At 77.8% G+C, this 17,340-nt stretch carries 8 protein-coding genes; all 8 read right to left on the bottom strand.

What is annotated here, in order from left to right; genetic code table 11:
* From IMZ35_RS22075 to IMZ35_RS22040, 8 genes are read right to left on the bottom strand one after another with little or no spacing between them, the layout of a single operon-like run.
* Complete coding sequence (locus IMZ35_RS22075; protein WP_199443061.1) at positions 1 to 1,131, bottom strand: class I SAM-dependent methyltransferase; 1,131 nt, start codon at positions 1,129 to 1,131, stop codon at positions 1 to 3.
* Positions 1,128 to 2,456: a class I SAM-dependent methyltransferase gene (locus IMZ35_RS22070; protein ID WP_199443060.1), complete on the bottom strand. Its 1,329-nt coding sequence runs from the start codon at positions 2,454 to 2,456 to the stop codon at positions 1,128 to 1,130. The genes IMZ35_RS22075 and IMZ35_RS22070 overlap by 4 nt, the downstream gene beginning before the upstream one ends.
* Positions 2,449 to 3,837, bottom strand: a complete 1,389-nt coding sequence (locus IMZ35_RS22065; RefSeq protein ID WP_199443059.1) for an ABC transporter ATP-binding protein — start codon at positions 3,835 to 3,837, stop codon at positions 2,449 to 2,451. The genes IMZ35_RS22070 and IMZ35_RS22065 overlap by 8 nt, the downstream gene beginning before the upstream one ends.
* Positions 3,834 to 4,610: an ABC transporter permease subunit gene (locus IMZ35_RS22060; RefSeq protein WP_199443058.1), complete on the bottom strand. Its 777-nt coding sequence runs from the start codon at positions 4,608 to 4,610 to the stop codon at positions 3,834 to 3,836. The genes IMZ35_RS22065 and IMZ35_RS22060 overlap by 4 nt, the downstream gene beginning before the upstream one ends.
* Complete coding sequence (locus tag IMZ35_RS22055) at positions 4,607 to 5,548, bottom strand: ABC transporter permease subunit (protein ID WP_199443057.1); 942 nt, start codon at positions 5,546 to 5,548, stop codon at positions 4,607 to 4,609. Before IMZ35_RS22055 ends, IMZ35_RS22060 begins: the two co-directional genes overlap by 4 nt.
* A complete protein-coding gene (locus IMZ35_RS22050; RefSeq protein WP_199443056.1) occupies positions 5,545 to 7,053 on the bottom strand; it encodes an ABC transporter substrate-binding protein in 1,509 nt (502 codons plus the stop codon). Before IMZ35_RS22050 ends, IMZ35_RS22055 begins: the two co-directional genes overlap by 4 nt.
* Positions 7,050 to 13,472 (bottom strand): type I polyketide synthase, encoded by a 6,423-nt coding sequence (locus tag IMZ35_RS22045; RefSeq protein ID WP_199443055.1) that lies wholly within the window; start codon positions 13,470 to 13,472, stop codon positions 7,050 to 7,052. Before IMZ35_RS22045 ends, IMZ35_RS22050 begins: the two co-directional genes overlap by 4 nt.
* Positions 13,469 to 17,281, bottom strand: a complete 3,813-nt coding sequence (locus tag IMZ35_RS22040) for a non-ribosomal peptide synthetase (protein ID WP_199443054.1) — start codon at positions 17,279 to 17,281, stop codon at positions 13,469 to 13,471. Before IMZ35_RS22040 ends, IMZ35_RS22045 begins: the two co-directional genes overlap by 4 nt.
* Between the last annotated feature and the right edge of the window lie 59 nt (positions 17,282 to 17,340).

The raw sequence follows: 17,340 nt of genomic DNA, 5'->3' as shown, positions 1-17,340 counted from the left end.
TCAGCTCCTGTTCGGGTGGGGCGTGGGGCGCTCGGCGATCACGGCGAACTGACCGAGCGCGTCGAGCGGGTGGTCGGTGGGCGGCAGCGCCGTGCGGACGTGCAGTCCCGCCGCGCCCAGCTCGGCCGTCCACTCGTCGCGGGTGAGGAAGACCCGGTCCTGCCCGGCGCGCAGGTCGCCGTCGCCAGCGGGGCGCGCGCCGGGCGCGGGGGACATGAGGAACTGCATCGACACCGACGCCTGCCGCAGCTCCCGGCCGGACTCCACGAGCACCAGCGCGCCGCCGGGCCGCAGCCACGAGCGCGCCCGGCGCAGCACGTCGCGCACGTCGACGGCGTTGTGCAGCACGTTCGCCGCCACCACGAGGTCCGCGTCCGGCACGGGAGGGGTGGCGGCGGGGTCGTTGACGTCGAGCAGGGCGAACCGCACCCGCGGGTCGCCGCCGAGCACGCCGGGGGCGCTGTCGAGGAAGAACCGGGACACGTCGGTGAACACGTACTCCAGGTCCCGGCCGCGCAGGGCGGCCAGCAGCGGCAGCGCCGTGCCACCCACCCCGGCGCCGACCTCGAGGACACGGGCCCGCCGGGACGTCGGCAGCCGCTCGGCGGCGACCGCGGCGACGACCGCGTTGAGGTAGGTGTTGACGACGTTGCCGCGGTAGGCGCCGTCGGCGGCGGCGGTGTCACCGGCGTCGAACAGCAGCGACTGCACCGCGATCTCGTCGCGCAGCAGCGCGGGCAGCCGCTCGGCGGCGGCCAGGAAGAACGCGCTCACCGCGGGCGGGTAGCCCAGGCGTGCGCACAGCTCCGGCACCCGCGCCCGCACCTCGGCCACCGGCGTGGTGGGCGACAGGTCGTGCAGCAGGCCGGAGGCCGGATCGCGGCGCAGCAGGTGCTCCTCGACCAGGGCGCGCAGCCAGCCGCGCGCGATCCACCGGTGCCGCGGTGCGACACGCAGCCGGTCGAGCACCTGCTCGGGTGCGTGGCGCACTCCGGGCCGGAACAGGCCCGCGCGGCGCAGCACCTCGGCGGTGGTCGCCAGCGCCAGTTCGTCCAGGCCCCGCATCGCCTCGGGCAGGCGGTCGAGACCGGTGTCGCCGATCGCGGCCAGTCCGTGCTCGTGCGGGGTCACCGGGCGCCGTCCAGGTCGATCTCCACCGGCACGCCGGACAGCTCGGGGCGGCGGCGCAGGTGGGTGCGGGCCGCGGCGGCGAGGCGCTGCCGGGCGAAGCGGCGCAGCGGTTCGTGCGGGCCCGCACCGGCCGCGGCGGCGATCTCCGCCACCGGCCGCCACGCCGCCGACGCCGGCGACACCACCTCCAGGCGGCGCGGGTCGCCGGGGGCCAGCACCACCACCGCGTCCAGGCCGGTCAGCTCGGCGCGCAGCCGCGCCGCGGTCCGCGCGCCGGGCACCAGGGCCCCGTTGGGCACGTCCACCAGCCGCACCGGTCCGTCGCGCACCACCGTCGCCACGTCCCGCGCGTCCACGTCGGTCCAGCGCAGCACCGGAGGCTCCGCCACCGGTGCCGGGTCGTCCACGCGCAGCACCGCGTCGAAGCGGTAGCGGGTCAGCTCCGAGTCGTCGGCCAGCAGCTTGGGCAGCGCCACCATCCGGACGTCGCGCTCGGTGGACGCCGCGGCGCTGGCCAGAGCGGGCGGGTCGAACAGCAGCTCCTCGTCCCGCTCGGCCCGCGCCGCCGCCCGCCGCGCCAGCTCGGCGTCGTCGGCACCGGGGGAGCGGCTGCGCTCCACCCACGCGCTGAACTCCGCCAGCAGTCCGGAGTGCCGGTTGTCGCCCACCACCACGTGCCCGCCGGGCGCGACCGCGGCCACCGCGGCGGCCACCACGGCGGCGAGGTAGCCGGTGTCCGGGAAGCACTGGGTCACCGAGTTGAGCAGCACCAGGTCGGGCCGTCCCGCCGGAAACCCCAGCTCGGCCACCGCCGCCGTCACCGCGGGGCCGGTCAGCTCGTGCGCCGCCGCCCGCACCACCCGCGCGTGCGGCGGTGCGGCGGCGGAGACCGCGCGCACGGCGTGCTCGGCCACGTCGGTGCCGACGTAGCCCTCGACGCGCGCGGCGAGGCGGTGCAGCAGCATCCCGGTGCCGCAGCCCAGCTCGACCACGTGCCGGGGTCGCAGACCGGCCACCAGGTCGACGGTGCGCGTCACCCACTCGGCCATGTGGTCGGCGGGCAGCGGCTCACCGGTGTCGGAGGCCCGCCAGCCGCGCAGGTCGAAGTCGCCGCCGGACCCGTCGCCGTAGGTCAGCTCGTACACCTCCCCCCACTGCTCCAGGTGCTCGGCGACCAGCTCCCCCGGACGCGGCGTGCTGGCCAGCAGGTGGGCGTGCGGCACCAGGCGAACCCGGTCGCCGTCGGCGCGCGCACGCGCCACCCACGGGTGGCCCTCCAGGTGGGCCGCCGCATCGCGTGCGGCCGTGGCGGTGTCGTCAGGCACGGTCGGGTCCTTCCTCGTCGTCGATCAGCTGACCGCGATCGGTCAAGCGCAGACTGCGGTGGGCGCGGGTGGCGACCCGTTCGTCGTGGGTCGCGACGAGCACGGCCGTCCCGTCCCGGCACCGCGCCGCCAGCAGGTCCAGCACGGCGTGCGCGGTGGTGTCGTCCAGGGCCGAGGTGGGTTCGTCGGCCAGCAGCACCCGCGGGCGCGCGGCCAGCGCGCGGGCCAGCACGACCCGCTGCCGCTGCCCGCCGGACAGCCGGGCGGGCCGGTGCTCGGCGTGGTCGGCGGGCAGCCCGGTGGCGTGCAGCAGCGCGTCGGCCTCGCGCGACGCCGCCGCGCGGTCCAGACCGCGCAGCAGCCGGGCGGGTCGGGCGGTCGCGCTGCGGGCGCGGTGCGCGGGGTTGAGCGCGCCGAGCGGGTCCTGGTGCAGCAGCTGCACGGCCCCGAGCGCGGCGCGGTCGCGGTCGCGCACGTCCGCGGGCAGCGGCCCACCGTCCAGCAGGACCTCTCCGCCGGTGATCGGGTGCAGACCGGCCAGAGCGCGCAGCAACGTCGTCTTCCCGGACCCGGACGGCCCGCGGACCACCACGAACTCGCCCGCCCGCAGGCCCAGGTCCACCCCCGCCAGCAGGGCGGCGCCGTCGGCCCGGCGCACCACCGCCTCCCGCACCAGCAGCACCGGGTCGCCGGTGACCGGAGGCAGCGGCACCACCGCCGGTGGTGGCGCGTGGTCGCCGGGCAGGGCGAGGACGCGGTCCGCCAGCCGTGCCACGAGCGCCCGGTCGTGGGAGATGAGCAGGACGGGCCCGTCGCCGCGCTCGCGCCGGGCGCGCACCAGCCGCTCCACCAGCGCCGCGGCGTCGGCGTCGAGGGAACTGGTCGGCTCGTCGAGCACCAGCAGCGCGGGGCGCGCCGCCACGGCCCGCGCCAGGGCCACGCGCTGCGCCTGCCCGCCGGACAGTTCGCGCACCCGCCGCTCGCGCACCAGCGCGGGGTCCAGCCCGACCGAGCGCAGCGCGTCGTCCACGACCGCGGCACCGGCCGCCGTGTCGGCGACCACCCCGGCCACCGGCCACAGCGGGTGCAGCGCGGCGGCCGGGTCCTGCCCGAGCACCGCGGTCTCCCGCCTGCGCCACGTCCGCGCCGCCCGCCCCCGCCGCACGACCGAGCCGCGCCAGCGCACCTCGCCGCCCGCGCGCGCCAGGCCGGGCGGCAGCGCGTCCAGCAGCGCGTGCACGAACGTCGTCTTGCCGGTGCCGGAGGGGCCCACGACCGCCACGACCTCGGAGTTGCCGGCGGTCACGGTCACCGGGCCGAGCAGGACGCGGCCGGTCGCGTCCGCGACCACGAGTCCCCGCACGTCCAGCACGGCGCTCATCCCGCCACCCCGCGCCGGGACAGCGCCGACCACGCCACCCCGCACGCCAGCAGCACCAGCGCCGCGGCGGGCGCGGCGACACCCGCGGGGTTCAGCGCCGCGCCGGGCAGGTTCTCCCGCAGCATCAGCGCCCAGTCCGGCGAGGGCGGCTGCGGCCCGAAGCCCAGCAGCGCCACCGTGCAGGCCAGTTGCAGCCCGAGCACGAACCGCAGCGCCGCGTCCGCCGCGACCAGCGGGCCCAGCGCGGGCGCGAGTTCGCGCACCAGCACCGCACCCGTGCTCTCCCCGCGCCCGCGGGCCGCCTCGACCCAGCCGCTGCCGCGGAAGCGGCTCGCCGCGTCGCGCACCACGCGCGCGGTCAGCGGCGCGCCTCCGGCGACGGCGGCCACCACGACCGCCGCGCCACCGGGCACCGCGACCGCCAGCACCAGCGCGACCAGCAGCAGCGGCAGTGCCGCGAGCAGGTCCAGCGCCGCGGTCAGCAGCCGGTCGGTCACCCCGCCGACCCATCCGGCGAGCAACCCGACCACCACACCGGCCGCGGTCGCCGCGGCTCCGCCGGCCAGGGCCAGCAGCACCAGCCGCGCACCCCCGGCCAGCACCCGCGACAGCACGTCGCGCCCCAGCCCGTCCGTGCCCAGCGGGAACGCACCACCGGGCACGGAGAACGGCGTCCCGACCACCGCGGCCGGGTCGTGCGGCGCGACCAGCCCACCGCTCAGCGCCGCCACCACCACGACCACCCCGGCGACCGCACCGGCCCCCGGCCTCACCGCGTCACCGCCAGCGCCACCAGGTCGGCCACCGCCGCGCCCACCACGACCACCAGCCCGCCCAGCAGACCCGTCACCGCCACCACGGGCGCGTCGCGTCCCGCCACCGCGCCCACCAGCAGCTCACCCAGTCCCCGATAGCCGAACACCGTCTCCACCAGCGCCGCCGACGACACCGCTCCCGCCGCGACCGCCGCCAGCACCCGCACCGCCGGGGCCAGCACGAACGGCGCCACGTGGTCGCGGTGCACCCGCCACGGCGGCATCCCGCGCACCCGCGCGTCCCGCACGTGCGGCGCGGCGCACGCGTCGGCCACCACACCCGCCAGCAGCGCACCGCCCCACGCCGCCGACGGCAGCGCCAGGGCCAGCGCTGGCAGCACCAGCACCTCGGGGCGTCGCAGCGGAGGCACTCCCGGCGGCAGCAGCGACACCGCGGGCAGCCACCGGAGCAACCCGGCCAGCACGAGCACCAGCACCGCGACCACCACCGCCTGCGGCACCGCCGCCAGCGCCGTGAGCACCGCGCCGCCGACGCGCGAGCGCCCCGGCCGCGCCGTGCCGACCAGCCACGCCAGCGCCAGCACCAGAGGCACCGCCACCAGCAGCGCGGCACCGGTGAGCACGGCCGTCGCCGCCAGCCGCGGCAGCACGAGGTCGGCCACCGGCCGGTCGGTCAGCAGCGAGGTGCCCCAGTCGCCCCGCAGCAGCCCGGCGGCCCAGCTCAGCCACCGCTGCCACAGCGGGTCGTCCAGCCCGGTGGCCTCGCGCAGCCGCGCCAGTCGCGCGGCGTCCGCGCGCCCGCCGGTGCGCGCCGCCGCGGCGTCACCGGGCAGCACCTCCACGGCCGCGAACACCACGACCGACAGCAGCACCGCCGTGGCGCCGGCACGCGCCAGGACCGCGACCCCGGCGCGCAACGGCGGTGCGCTCGTCACGCCCCGACCCGCACCCGGTCGACGAACAGCCGGGCGAACCCCGGACCAGTAGGCAGGTCGCTCACACCGGGCCGCGCCAGGTCGAGCCCGTCGCCCGTGCCCCACACGAGGTAGCCGCCCTCGTCGCGCAGCCGCGTCTGCAGCTCGCCCAGCGCCCGGTCCGACGAGGCGGGGTCGGGGTCGGCCAGCGCGGTGTCGAGGTCGCGCTCCCAGTCGGCCCGCCGCCAAGCGGTCTCGTTGGTGGGGGAGTCGGCGCGCAGCGCGATCCGCGACACGTCCAGGAAACCGATGCCGCCGAGGTAGCTGACGTAGAAGTCCGACTGCGCGTACACCGAGGTCCAGTAGGTCTCCTGCGGTTCGACCCGCACCGACACGTCGATGCCGATCTCGCCGAGCTGCTGCGCCAGCAGGGTCGCGGAGGCGTCCATGCCGGGGTAGGCGGTGGTGGTGACCAGCTCCACCGACAGTCCGTCGCCGCGTCCGGCCTCGGCGAGCAGCGCGCGCGCCCGGTCGAGGTCGCGCTCCCGCTGCGGCAGGTCCGGGCTGCTGGGGTCCGCCGGGGTGATGAGGTCGTTGCCGATCTCCCCGAAGCCGAGGAACACGGTGTCCAGCAGCTGCTGCCGGTCGGCGGCCAGCTTCACCGCCTCCCGCACCCGCGGGTCGTCGAACGGGGCGCGGTCGGTGCGCATCACCACGGGGTAGGCGGTGACACCGGGGCGGCGCACCACCTGCACGCCCGCGCCGCGCGCCTGCTCGGCGGCGGTGGGGCTGACGCTGCCCGCGACGTCGGCGCGCCCGGACAGCACCGCGTCCGCGCGGGCCTGCGGGTCGGCGATCGCGGAGATCTCCACGCGCCCGGTCGGAGCCGGCTCGCCCCACCAGTCGTCGTTGCGCTCCAGCGCGACGGCGGCCGGATCACCACCGGCGATGCGGTAGGGGCCGGAGCCGGGCGGGGCGCTGCTGAAGTCGGTGGTGCCCTCGGGCACGACGAACGTGGCCGACTGCAACGCCTCCGGCACCCGTGCGAACGGCGCGCGGGTGACGAGTTCCAGGGTGTGCTCGTCGACGGCGCGGGAGGCGCCGAGGTCGAACATCGCCATGCGGCCGTAGTTCTCGGCGGCCTTGTCGGCCATCCGCCGCAGGGAGAACAGCACGTCGCCGGAGTCGACGGCGCTGCCGTCGGTGAAGCGGGCGTCCTCGCGCAGCGCGACGCGCCAGTGCGTCAGGCTCTCGTCGGGCTCCCACGACGCGGCCAGCCGCGGCGCGGTCCGCCCGTCCGGCCCGGCGACCGTGAGCACGTCGTAGACCAGGGCGAAGCGCATCGCGTCCGACTCGTTGCCCAGCCCGCCGTGCGGGTCGTTGCTCGCGGTGGCGGCGGCGCCGACCGCGGCGTAGCGCAGCACGTCGGTGTGCTCCGGTGCCGCGCTGTCCGCGCCGGCGGAGCAGGCCGCGGCGGTCAGTGCGGCGGCGGTCAGCGTCGCGGCGCGGCGCAGTGGGTGTCTCACGGGGTGTGCCTCTCGTCGTCCGTGCGGTGCAGCAGCGCGTCGACCAGGTCCGCGATCGCGGACACGGCGTCGCCGCGCAGCAGCGAGTAGTGGTGGGCGTCGACCGCGGCCAGGCGCACCGGCCCGGCCAGGTGGGCCGACCAGCCCAGGTCGGGCACTCCGGCGGGCACGTCGTCCACGCCCATGCCGATGCCGGAGTTGCGGGGCGAGGTGCGCGCCGCTCGCACGACCAGGGCACGCGTGCTCGGGTCGGGCAGCGGGCGCGGGGTGTGCTCGGCCAGGCCGCGCAGGTGCCGGGCGAACACCTCCAGGCGGGTGGCGGCGGTGTCGCCGGGACGCAGCAGGCCGTGCGAGGTCAGCGCGTCGTCGACCTCGCGCTGCAGCGCGCCGTCGACGTGCCCCGTCGTGCGCTCCCGCGAGCCGAGGTCGACGTCGAGGTAGCCCTCCAGCGACGCCAGGTAGCGCCGAGCCAGCTCCGCCTCTCCCGGCGTCGCGGTGATCAGCGACGGGTCGTGGGAGTCCAGCAGCACCAGCGCCGCGGTGCGCAGCCCCTGCTCGTGCAGGACGCGGGCGACCTCGTGGGCGAGGTCGCCGCCCATCGACCAGCCGCCCAGCAGGTACGGCCCGGACGGCTGGTACCGCCGCACCACCCCCGCGTACAGCCGCGCCAGTCCGGTCACGCTCTCCGGTGCGCCGGCGCCGGACAGACCGGGATCGGTCAGCGCCACCACCGACACCGCGGGGTCGAGCCGCCGCGCCAGGTCGGCGTAGCACAGCACGTCGCCGCCGGAGGGGTGCAGCAGGAACAGCGTCCGCCGGCCCGTGCCGGCCCGCAGCAGCACCGCCACGTCCTCGTCGTCCACTCCGGACTCCTCGGACCCGTCGTCCACTCCGGACTCCGCGGTAGAGCCCCACGCGTCCGGGTCGTCGGCCAGCAGCCGCACCCGCTCGGCGTGCTCGGCCACGGCGGCGCGCACCCGATCGGGCGGCAGCACCGGGTGCAGCGCGTCCCACTGCAGGTGCAGCTCTCCGTGCTCCTCCAGCACCTGGTGGTCCAGCAGCGTCTGCGGGGTCTGGCTCAGCGCGGCCACCCGCTCGCCGGCCCAGGCCGGATCGTGGTCCTCGCCGGACAGGCCGAGTGCGCTGGTGAACACCACCGGCACCGACACCAGCTCACCGGCGGCGGCCGACCGCTCGGCCAGCACCTCCAGCGCCGAGAACTCCCGGTGGTCCAGGTCGTCGAACAACCGCCGCTGCGTGCGGCGCACCCGCTCGGCGAAGGACTCCGCCGGGGAGCGGTCCACGGCGTGCAGCACCAGCGAGGTGAAGTCGCCGACCACGTGCGCCACGTCCGGGTGCACGTCGGGCCGGTCGAACAGCGTCAGCACCACGGAGAACGAGTCCTGGCCGCTCCACGCCGCCAGCACGTCGGCGTAGACGGTCAGCAGCACCGCCGTCGGGGTGACCCGGTGGCGGGCGGCGGTCTCGCGCAGCGCCCGCCAGCGCGGCGCGTCGAGCACCGCCGCGTGCCGCTGGAACCGGGGCGCGTCCGCGGCGTCGTCCAGCGGCAGGGCGGGAGCGGCGGGGAGCTCGGCCAGCCGCTCCCGCCAGTAGGTGGCGGCCCGCTGTCCCGCGGGGCCGTCGCGGCGCTCCTCCAGGGCGCGCACGCACTCCGCCGGGTGCACCCCCACCGGAGGGAGGTCGACGTCGGGGTTCAGGTGGTGGTGACGCAGCTCGCGGTCGATCACGCCCCAGCTCGCGGCGTCGCACACCAGCACGTCCACGCCGGTGAACAACCGCACCCGCCCGTGCGGCAGCAGCGCCGCCCGCACCTGGAACAGCGGCCACCGGTCGGACGGTCCCGGCTTGCGGGACACCCGCTCGCGCAGCGATGCCAGCCGTCGCTCCCGCTCGGCCTCGCCGACCTCGCGCAGGTCGTGCACCCTGATCCGGTAGCGGGGGACCTCGGGGAGCACCGTCATGCTGCCCTGCGCGTCGACGACCGCCCGCAGCGACGGGTGCCGGGCGACGACCCGGTTCCACGCCTCCTCGTGACGCGCCACGTCCAGCTCGGCGCAGTCGTGCTCCAGGTAGAAGTGGCAGGGCACGTCACCCCACCGGTAGCCGCCGTCGCGCCCCACCCAGTAGGCGTGCTGCACGCGCGTCAGCGGCCAGGAGCTCACCTCGGCGGCCGGGACGGCGGCGGTGGTGACGGGCGCGGACGCGCTCCCACCCGCCCGCTCGCGCACCAGCCCGGCCAGCGCTCCCACGGTCGGCGCGTCGAGCAGGTCCCGCAGTCGCAGGTCGGCGTCGTGCTCGCGGCCCAGCGAGGTGAGCATGCCGGTCGCCAGCAGCGAGTGCCCGCCCAGGGCGAAGAAGTCCGCGTCGGCCGAACGCACCGGCACGCCGAACAGCTCGCTCCACAGCGCGGCGATCCGCCGCTGCACCGGATCGGTGAGCTCGTCGCCCTCGCCCGGCTCGTCGCCGACGGGGACGGGTGCGGTGGAGCGGGCGCGCAGGTCGGTGCGCGACACCGCCACCACCGACTCGGCGCGGCCGTCGCGGTGCAGCGCGAGCACGCGCTCCAGAGCGGACGCGCCGGTCGCCGCGTCGAGGGCGTCGCGCAGCACGACCGTGCGCTCGTCGCCGCCGGGGCCGACCTTCCAGCCGTCCCAGACCACGCTCGTCCAGCGGGTCGCGGTGTCGTCGTCCGCGGCCTCGGCGGTCGCGTCGAGCACGGCGTTGGCAGCGGCGTAGGCGCCGGTGCCGATCCCGCCGACCAGCACGGCCGCCGAGGACATCAGCAGCACCGACGCCGGGCGGGCCGACGCGGGCAGCCGCCGCACCGCCTCGCGCAGCGCCACCGCGCCACCGGCCTTGCCGTGCAGCTGCCGGGCCACCTGCTCGGCGCCGGTGACCCGCAGCGGGTGCGTCCCGGCCGTGGCGGCGGCACCGGCCGCGTGCACCACGACCGCCACGGGCGCGCTTCCCGCCAGTTCGACCAGCAGCCGCTCCCACCCGGCGGGGTCGGCCGCGTCCAGGACGCGGGTGGTGATGTCGCAGCCGTCGCCCGCCAGCGCCGCCAGCGCCCGCCGGGCGTGCGGCACGTCGGAGACCGGGCGTCGCGAGGTCACCACGACCCGTGCTCCCGCCCGCGCCAGGTGAGCGGCCACGACGAGGCCGACGTCGCCGAGCCCGCCCGCCACGACCGCCCACCCGCCGCGCAGGGTCACCGGCTCGGCCGGATCGGGGGCGTGCGGGACGACCTCCCGCTGCCACCGCACCCGCCCGCGCGGCGCGACCTCGCCGACCTCGCCACCTCCGGCGAGGTCGGCCAGCTCGGCCAGCAGCGCCGCGGCCGCCTCGGCCGGGGCCAGCGGCCCGGTGTCGGCGGTGCGCCACCGGGCGACGCGCTGCTCCTGCGCCAGCACGCGGGTCAGCGCCTTCGCCGCCGTCGCCGCCGGGTTCGGCCGGTCGGCGCTCTCCACCGCGTCCGCTCCGGCCGCGGCGGTCAGCAGCACCGCCGGGCGCACGCCGCGCTCGGTCAGCGTCCGCGCCAGCTCCGCGCAGTCGCGCACCACGGCGGCGACGTCGTCGCCACCGGCGAGCACCAGCAGCCCGTCCAGCGACGGGCCGTCCACGTCGGACAGCTCGGTCCACGTCGTCGCGGCGCGCAGCGCGTCGTGCACCGCGACGTCCCCGCCGACGCGCACGAGCGCGAACCGGCCCCGCGGCACGCGCGCGGGCAGCACGGGCACCCGCTGCCAGCGCGGCCGGTGCAGCAGCAGGTCGCGGGGGACCGGACGGTCCTCGGCGGGCGGGTCGATCCACAGCCGCCGCTCCTGGAACGCGTAGCCCGGCGCGGCGACCCTGCGGCGCGCACCCGGCTCGCCGGGCAGCGCCACGTCCGCGCCGCGCGCCCACAGCCGCGCCACCGCCTCGCGCACCGTCACCGGCTCCTCGGCGCGCCGCTCGTGATCGAGGGTCCCCACCGAGTCCACCAGACCGGGCAGGGCGTGGGAGCGGGCCAGCGACACCAGCGCCGCACCCGGCCCCACCTGCACCAGCAGGGACGGTCCTGCGCCCACGGCGGCACGCAGCGCCTCGGAGAACCGCACGGGTTCCCGCAGTTGCCGCGCCCAGTGCTCGGCGGTGGCCAGCTCGGCGAGCACGGGCCCGCCGGTCAGCGTGCTCACCACGGTCGCCGTCGGCACCGGGGCGGGCAGGCCCGCCGCCGCGCGCCGCACGGCGGGCACCGCCGGGTCCACCAGGCGCGAGTGCAGCGCCGCGTCCACCCGCAGCTCCCGGCACCGCACCCCGGCACGGCGTGCCTCGGCCGCCAGTCCCGCCACGGCGTCCGACGGTCCCGACACCACGCTCGCCCGCGGGCCGTTGACCACGGCCAGGTCCACCAGCGGGTGCCCGCCCAGCAGCGTCCGCACCTCGTCCGCGCCCAGGTCCAGCGACAGCATCGCCCCGTTCCCGGCGACCCGCGACACCTCCGTGCAGCGCACCGCCACCAGTCGTGCGGCGTCCCGCAGTTCCAGGCCACCGGCCACGACCGCCGCGGTGTACTCGCCGAGGCTGTGCCCCAGCACCGCGTCCGGCCGCACGCCCCACGCCGCGAGCAGCCGCGCCGTCGCCAGCGAGACGGTGAACAGCGCGGGCAGCCCGAGGGCCGCGTCGCGCACCCGGTGCTCCGCCGCCGTCCCGCGCACCACCTCGCGCACGTCCACGCCCAGCAGCGGCCGCAGCAGGGCGGCGCACTCGTCCACCGCCTCGGCGAACACCGGCTCGCGCTCGTAGAGCCCGCCGCCCATGCCGCCGTACTGGCTCCCGGCGCCGGGGAAGGCGAACACCACCCGCGGGGCCGGTGCCGTCACGGGCACCGGCACCGCGGTGCGCAGCGTCCGCGCCGCCGCCGCGGGGTCCTCGGGCGAGGCGACGACGGCCACCCGCCGCCGCTGGTGCACCCGGCCGACGTCGAGGGTGTGCGCCAGATCGGCCAGAACGTCCGGCCCGACACCCTCGACGTGGTCGGCCAGGGCGAGGGCCGCGCCGCGGGCCGCGTCGTCACCGCGCCCGGACACCACCAGCACCTGCGGCCGGGGGTCGGGGGACACCGGCCGAGGCGCGGGCGGAGGACCGAGCACGACGTGGCAGTTCGTGCCGCCGATGCCGAAGGAGCTCACCCCGGCGAACGGCGCGTCCGGCGACCACGGGCGCGCGGTGGTGACCACCTCGAACGGAGAGCCCTCCAGACCCAGCGCGGGGTTGAGCGGCTCGGCGTGCAGCGACGGCGGCACCGAACCGCGCGACAGCGCCAGCACGGTCTTGATCAGCGAGGCGACGCCGGCGGCGCTGTTGGCGTGGCCGATGTTGCCCTTCACCGAACCCAGGCCGCACCACGGCCGCTCCGCCGAGCCGAACACCGTCCGCAGCGCGGCCACCTCGACCGGGTCGCCCAGCGCCGTGGCGGTGCCGTGGCCCTCGACGTAGCCGACCGCGCGCGGGGCCACCCCCGCGACGGCCTGCGCCTCGGCGATGGCCCTGGCCTGCCCGCGCGGCGACGGCGCGGTGAACCCGGCCCGGTCCGCGCCGTCGTTGCTCACCGCCGAACCGCGCAGCACGGCCAGCACCGGATCGCCGTCGGCGAGCGCGTCCTCCAGCCGCCGCAGCACCACCGCGCCGACGCCCTGGGAGTACACGATCCCGGTGCCGCGCGCCGAGTACGGCCGCACGACACCGTCGGCGGAGTAGATGCCGTCGGGCACGTGCACGTAGCCCCGGCCCTGCGGCACGATCAGCGACACGCCTCCGGCGAGCGCGGTGTCGCACTCCTCGGCCAGCAGGGCCTGCGCCGCGGTGTGCACGGCCACCAGCGACGTGGAGCAGGTCGTGGCGACCGACACCGCGGGACCGGTCAGGTCCAGCCGGTGCGCGACGTGCAGCGGCAGGTAGTCGGCGTGGGTGGCGATCGCGGTGCGCAGACTGCCCACCGGATCGGTGCCACCACCGGCGGGGTCCCAGCGACCGGGCAGGTTCGCCGTCAGGTAGGCGCTGTGCGCCGATCCCGCGTACACCCCGACGGTGCCGGCCCCGCGCCCGCCGCCGTGCCCGGCGTTCTCCAGCGCCTCCCAGCAGGCGCGCAGGAACAGCCGCTGCTGCGGGTCCATCAGCGCCGCTTCGGCGTCGGTGAGCCCGAAGGGCTCCGGGTCGAACAGGTCCTGTCCGGCGATCAGGCCGGCCACCGGCACCAGTCCGGGGGAGCGCAGCACCTCCGGCGGCGTGCCCGCGGCCCGCATGTCCTCCTCGGACAGACGGGTCAGGCCGCTGCGCCCGTCGATCAGCAGGTCCCAGTACGCCTCCGCGTCCGCGGCGCCGGGGAAGCGGCACGCCGCTCCGACCACGGCGATCACCGGGCCACCTCCTGCGCCAGCAGCCGAGCCGCCCGCCGACCCACCGGTGCCGCTGACGGCACCGGTGGTGGTGGCGCGGCGGGGGTGGCGACGCCGGTGAGGAAGGCGGCGAGGGCGCGGGCGGACGGGTGGGCGAACAGGTCCACCACCGCGAGCCGCGACCAGCCGCGGTCGACCAGCCGCCGCGTGGCGAGCACCAGCGTCAGCGACGTGGCGCCGAGGGAGAAGAACGGCGCCTCCGCGTCCACCGCGCAGCCGAGCAGCTCGGAGAACACCTCCGCCACGACCCGCTCCACCTCCGGGTCGGCGACCGGGGCGACCGGGACGGGAGCGGACTCGGGAAGCGGAGCGGGAACCGGCACGGCGCCGGGTGCGGCGACGAGACGCACCAGTCCGTCCGGCGCGAACCGCTCCTCCAGCGCCGCACCGCGCGCCCGCGCCTCTCGCCGCGTCTCGCGGCTCCACCGGGCCGCCGACTCCAGCGCGTCGGCGGGAGCGAGCGCGCCGGGGGCCACGCCCAGCGACACCTCCAGCCCCAGCGCGGCGGCCCGCGCCACCGCGTTCTCCCACCACGACCCGTCCACCACCGGGTCCGCGGCGGGCGGCGCCTCCGCGACGACCTCGGCGTGCGCGGTGCCGCGCCGGTACGGGTTGGGCAGCGCCGCGTAGTCGACCTTGCCGTTGGGGGTCACCGGGAACTCCGGGTGCACGCAGAACCGGCTGGGCACCATGTAGTCGGGCACCCGCTGCCGCAGGTGCGCCACCAGGTCGGCCTCCACCACGGACTCCGCGGACCCGGCGGGCACGACGTGCGCCACCAGCCGGGGCCGGTCGTCGGGCCCCGGCACCGCCAGCGCCACCGACTTGCGCACCGACGGCACCCGGTCGAGCACCGACTCGACCTCGCCCAGCTCGATGCGGTGACCGCGGATCTTCACCTGCCGGTCCACCCGGCCCAGGAACTCGATCTCACCGTCGTGCCGCCAGCGCCCCAGGTCGCCGGTCCGGTACAACCGCCGCCCCAGCACCGGGTGGTGGACGAAGCGCTGCGCGGTCTGCGCGGGATCACCGGCGTAGCCGCGCGCCAGACCGTCACCGCCGATGTGCAGCTCACCGGGCTCGCCCACCGGGCAGGGAGCGCCGTGCTCGTCGAGGACGTGGAAGCTCTGTCCGCGCAGCGCGCGCCCGTAGGGGATGCTGCTCCACGCCGGGTCGACGTCCTCGACCACGTGGCAGATCGACCAGATCGCCGCCTCGGTGGCCCCGCCGAGGCTCACCACCGTCGCGGACGGGGCCAGCGCGCGCAGCCGGTCGGGCAGCGTCACCGGGATCCAGTCGCCGGAGAGGAACACCAGCCGCAGCGGCCGCAGTGCCCGCGCCGCCAGGTCCGGGTCGATCTCGGCGTACTCCACGAGCATCTCCAGCAGCGCGGGCGCCGTGTTCCACAGCGTCACCCCGTGCCGCTCCGCGAGCTCCAGCCAGTGGCCCGGATCGCGCTGCCGGTCGGCGTCGGGCAGCACCAGCGCACCACCCGCGCCGAGGACGCCGAACACGTCGTGCACCGACAGGTCGAAGCTGAACGCCGAGAGCGCCAGCACCCGGTCCCGCGGCCCGATCGGGAACCGGTCCACGAGGTCGTCGATCGTGGTGCGGGCGGCGCGGTGCTCGACCGCCACGCCCTTGGGGCGGCCGGTCGAGCCGGAGGTGAAGATCGCGTAGGCCAGGTCGCCGGGCACGGGCCGCCGCGGCTCGCCGACCGGGTCGGCTGTGGTGGCCGGGCCGGCCGGGTCGCTCGTGGTGGCCTCGTGCACCCGCACGCCCTCCGGCCACGCCGGAGCGGCGCCCGCCGCGACGACGGCGTGCCGCACCCCGGCCTGCTCGCACACCGACGCCACCCGCTCCGCGGGCCACGACGGCTCCACCGGCACGTACCCCGCGCCGCTCGCCGACACGCCCAGCAGCGCCGCCACCTGCTCGCGCCCCTTCGGCGCGGACACCGCGACCAGATCTCCCGGCCCCACGCCGGCGCCGGCCAGCCGCGCCCCCAGGGCGCGCGCGACGGCGGCCAGCTCCTCGTGCGAGGTGACACCGCGGGCGTCCAGCAGCGCGGGCCGCTCACCCGCGTCCCGCGCGGCGGCGCGCAGCGGGTCGTCCAGCAGCGGTCCCGCCTCGCCGAAGGGGGTCGCGTTCAGCTCCGCGTCCGGTTCGAACGACGGCACCCAGCCCAGCGACGGGTCCTCCCACGCCGCGTCGGAGTCGGCCAGCCGCTCCAGCAGCAGCGCGTGCGCCCGCGCCATGCCCGCGACGAGTCCGTCCGGGTACGCGGTGTCCACCGCGTCCCAGCAGATCCGCAGGCGGCCGCCCTCCTCCAGCACGATGTGGTCCAGCAGCACCTGCGGGGTCTGGGAGATGCCGAAGACCTCCCGGCCCAGCCAGCCGGCCGGGTCGCGGCCGTCCGGGGTCAGACCCAGCCCGCTGGTGAACACCACCGGGTGGCGAGGTGCCTCCAGCGCCGCCGCGCCGCTGACGAGCGCGCTGTCGCGTCCGTCCATGGCGGACCAGAAGGAGGTGTTGACCGAGCCCGCCCAGGCGGCGAAACCCTCGCCCCGCAACGGCTCCCACCGCGGGACGCGCACCGGGACGGTGGAGGTGAAGTCGCCCACCACGTGCGCCAGCTCGGCCTCGTCGGGCCGGTCGAACAGCGTGGCGGTGAGGCAGAACTCGTCGGTGGCGCCCCAGCGGGCCAGCGTCAGCGAGCACGCCGCGAGCAGCACCCCGGTCGGGCTGAGCCCGTGGCGGGCCGCCCGCCGCCGCAGCTCCGCCCACCTCCGCGGCGTCAGCTCCGTCGCGGTGCGGGTGAAGCGGTGCGAACGCAGCTCCCGCGGATCGGTGGCCAGCGGCAGCGCCGGACCGGGCGGCAGGTCCAGCGCGGCGACGGCGGCCGGTGCGGTGCGGCGGCGGGCGAACGCGGCGAACGTGGACGCCGGCGGCGGCAGTTCGGCGACGGGGTCGGCGACCAGCGCGCCCCACTCGGAGATCACCTGCACCCACCCGGCGAGGTCCAGCGCCAGCACGTCGGTCCCGACGCAGACCCGCGTACGACCGGTGGGCAGCAGCACCACCCGCAGGTCGTAGAGCGGCCACCGGTCGGCGGGCCGCACCTGGTGGGACCAGCCGTGCCGCAACCGCTCGGCCTCGTCGACCGCCGCGGCGGGGGGCAGGTGGCGCAGGTCGGTCACCGGGAGCACCAGCTCCGGCACCTCCTCCAGGACCCGGCCGCGCGCGTCGCCGTCGACGACCGTCCGCAGCGCCGGGTGCCGCCGCACGAGCAGGTTCCACGCGGCGGTCAGCCGCGCGACCTCGGCGTCCGGGTCCTCGGCGGTGTCGTGCTCGAACTCGCGGTAGAAGAACGTCGCCACCCCGCCCAGCGGGAACGACGGGTCGCGTCCCACCCAGTAGGCGATCTGCACGGGCGTCAGCGGGAACGTCCCGTCGTCCGCGACCGCGTCGGCCGCAGCGGTCTCGTCCACGGCCGCGCCGCGCGCCGGGTCCGCCGCGGCGAGCGCCTCGGCGACCGTGCGCGCCGTGGCGCCGCCCAGGAAGTCCGTCAGCGCGAGCCCGACCCCGGTGTCCTCGCGCAGCCGCCGCCGCAGCCGCACGGCGGTGAAGGACTCCAGGCCCAGCTCGACCAGCGGGACCTCGGGGTCGAGTTCGTCGGGGGAGAGGTCGAGCGCGTCGGCGACGGCGACCGTCACCGCTGCCGTCAACTCGTCTCCGGCGGTGGTCGGGTGGGCGGGGGTGGTGCTCACCGTGGCTCCTTCGGTTCGCGTCGGTTCGTCGTGTCGCAGTCGACCCGTTCACCCGACCT

The sequence above is a fragment of the Umezawaea beigongshangensis genome, assembly GCF_016464305.1.
GTDB classification, from domain to species: domain Bacteria; phylum Actinomycetota; class Actinomycetes; order Mycobacteriales; family Pseudonocardiaceae; genus Umezawaea_A; species Umezawaea_A beigongshangensis.
This window is presented reverse-complemented; position numbering and strand designations above follow the sequence as displayed.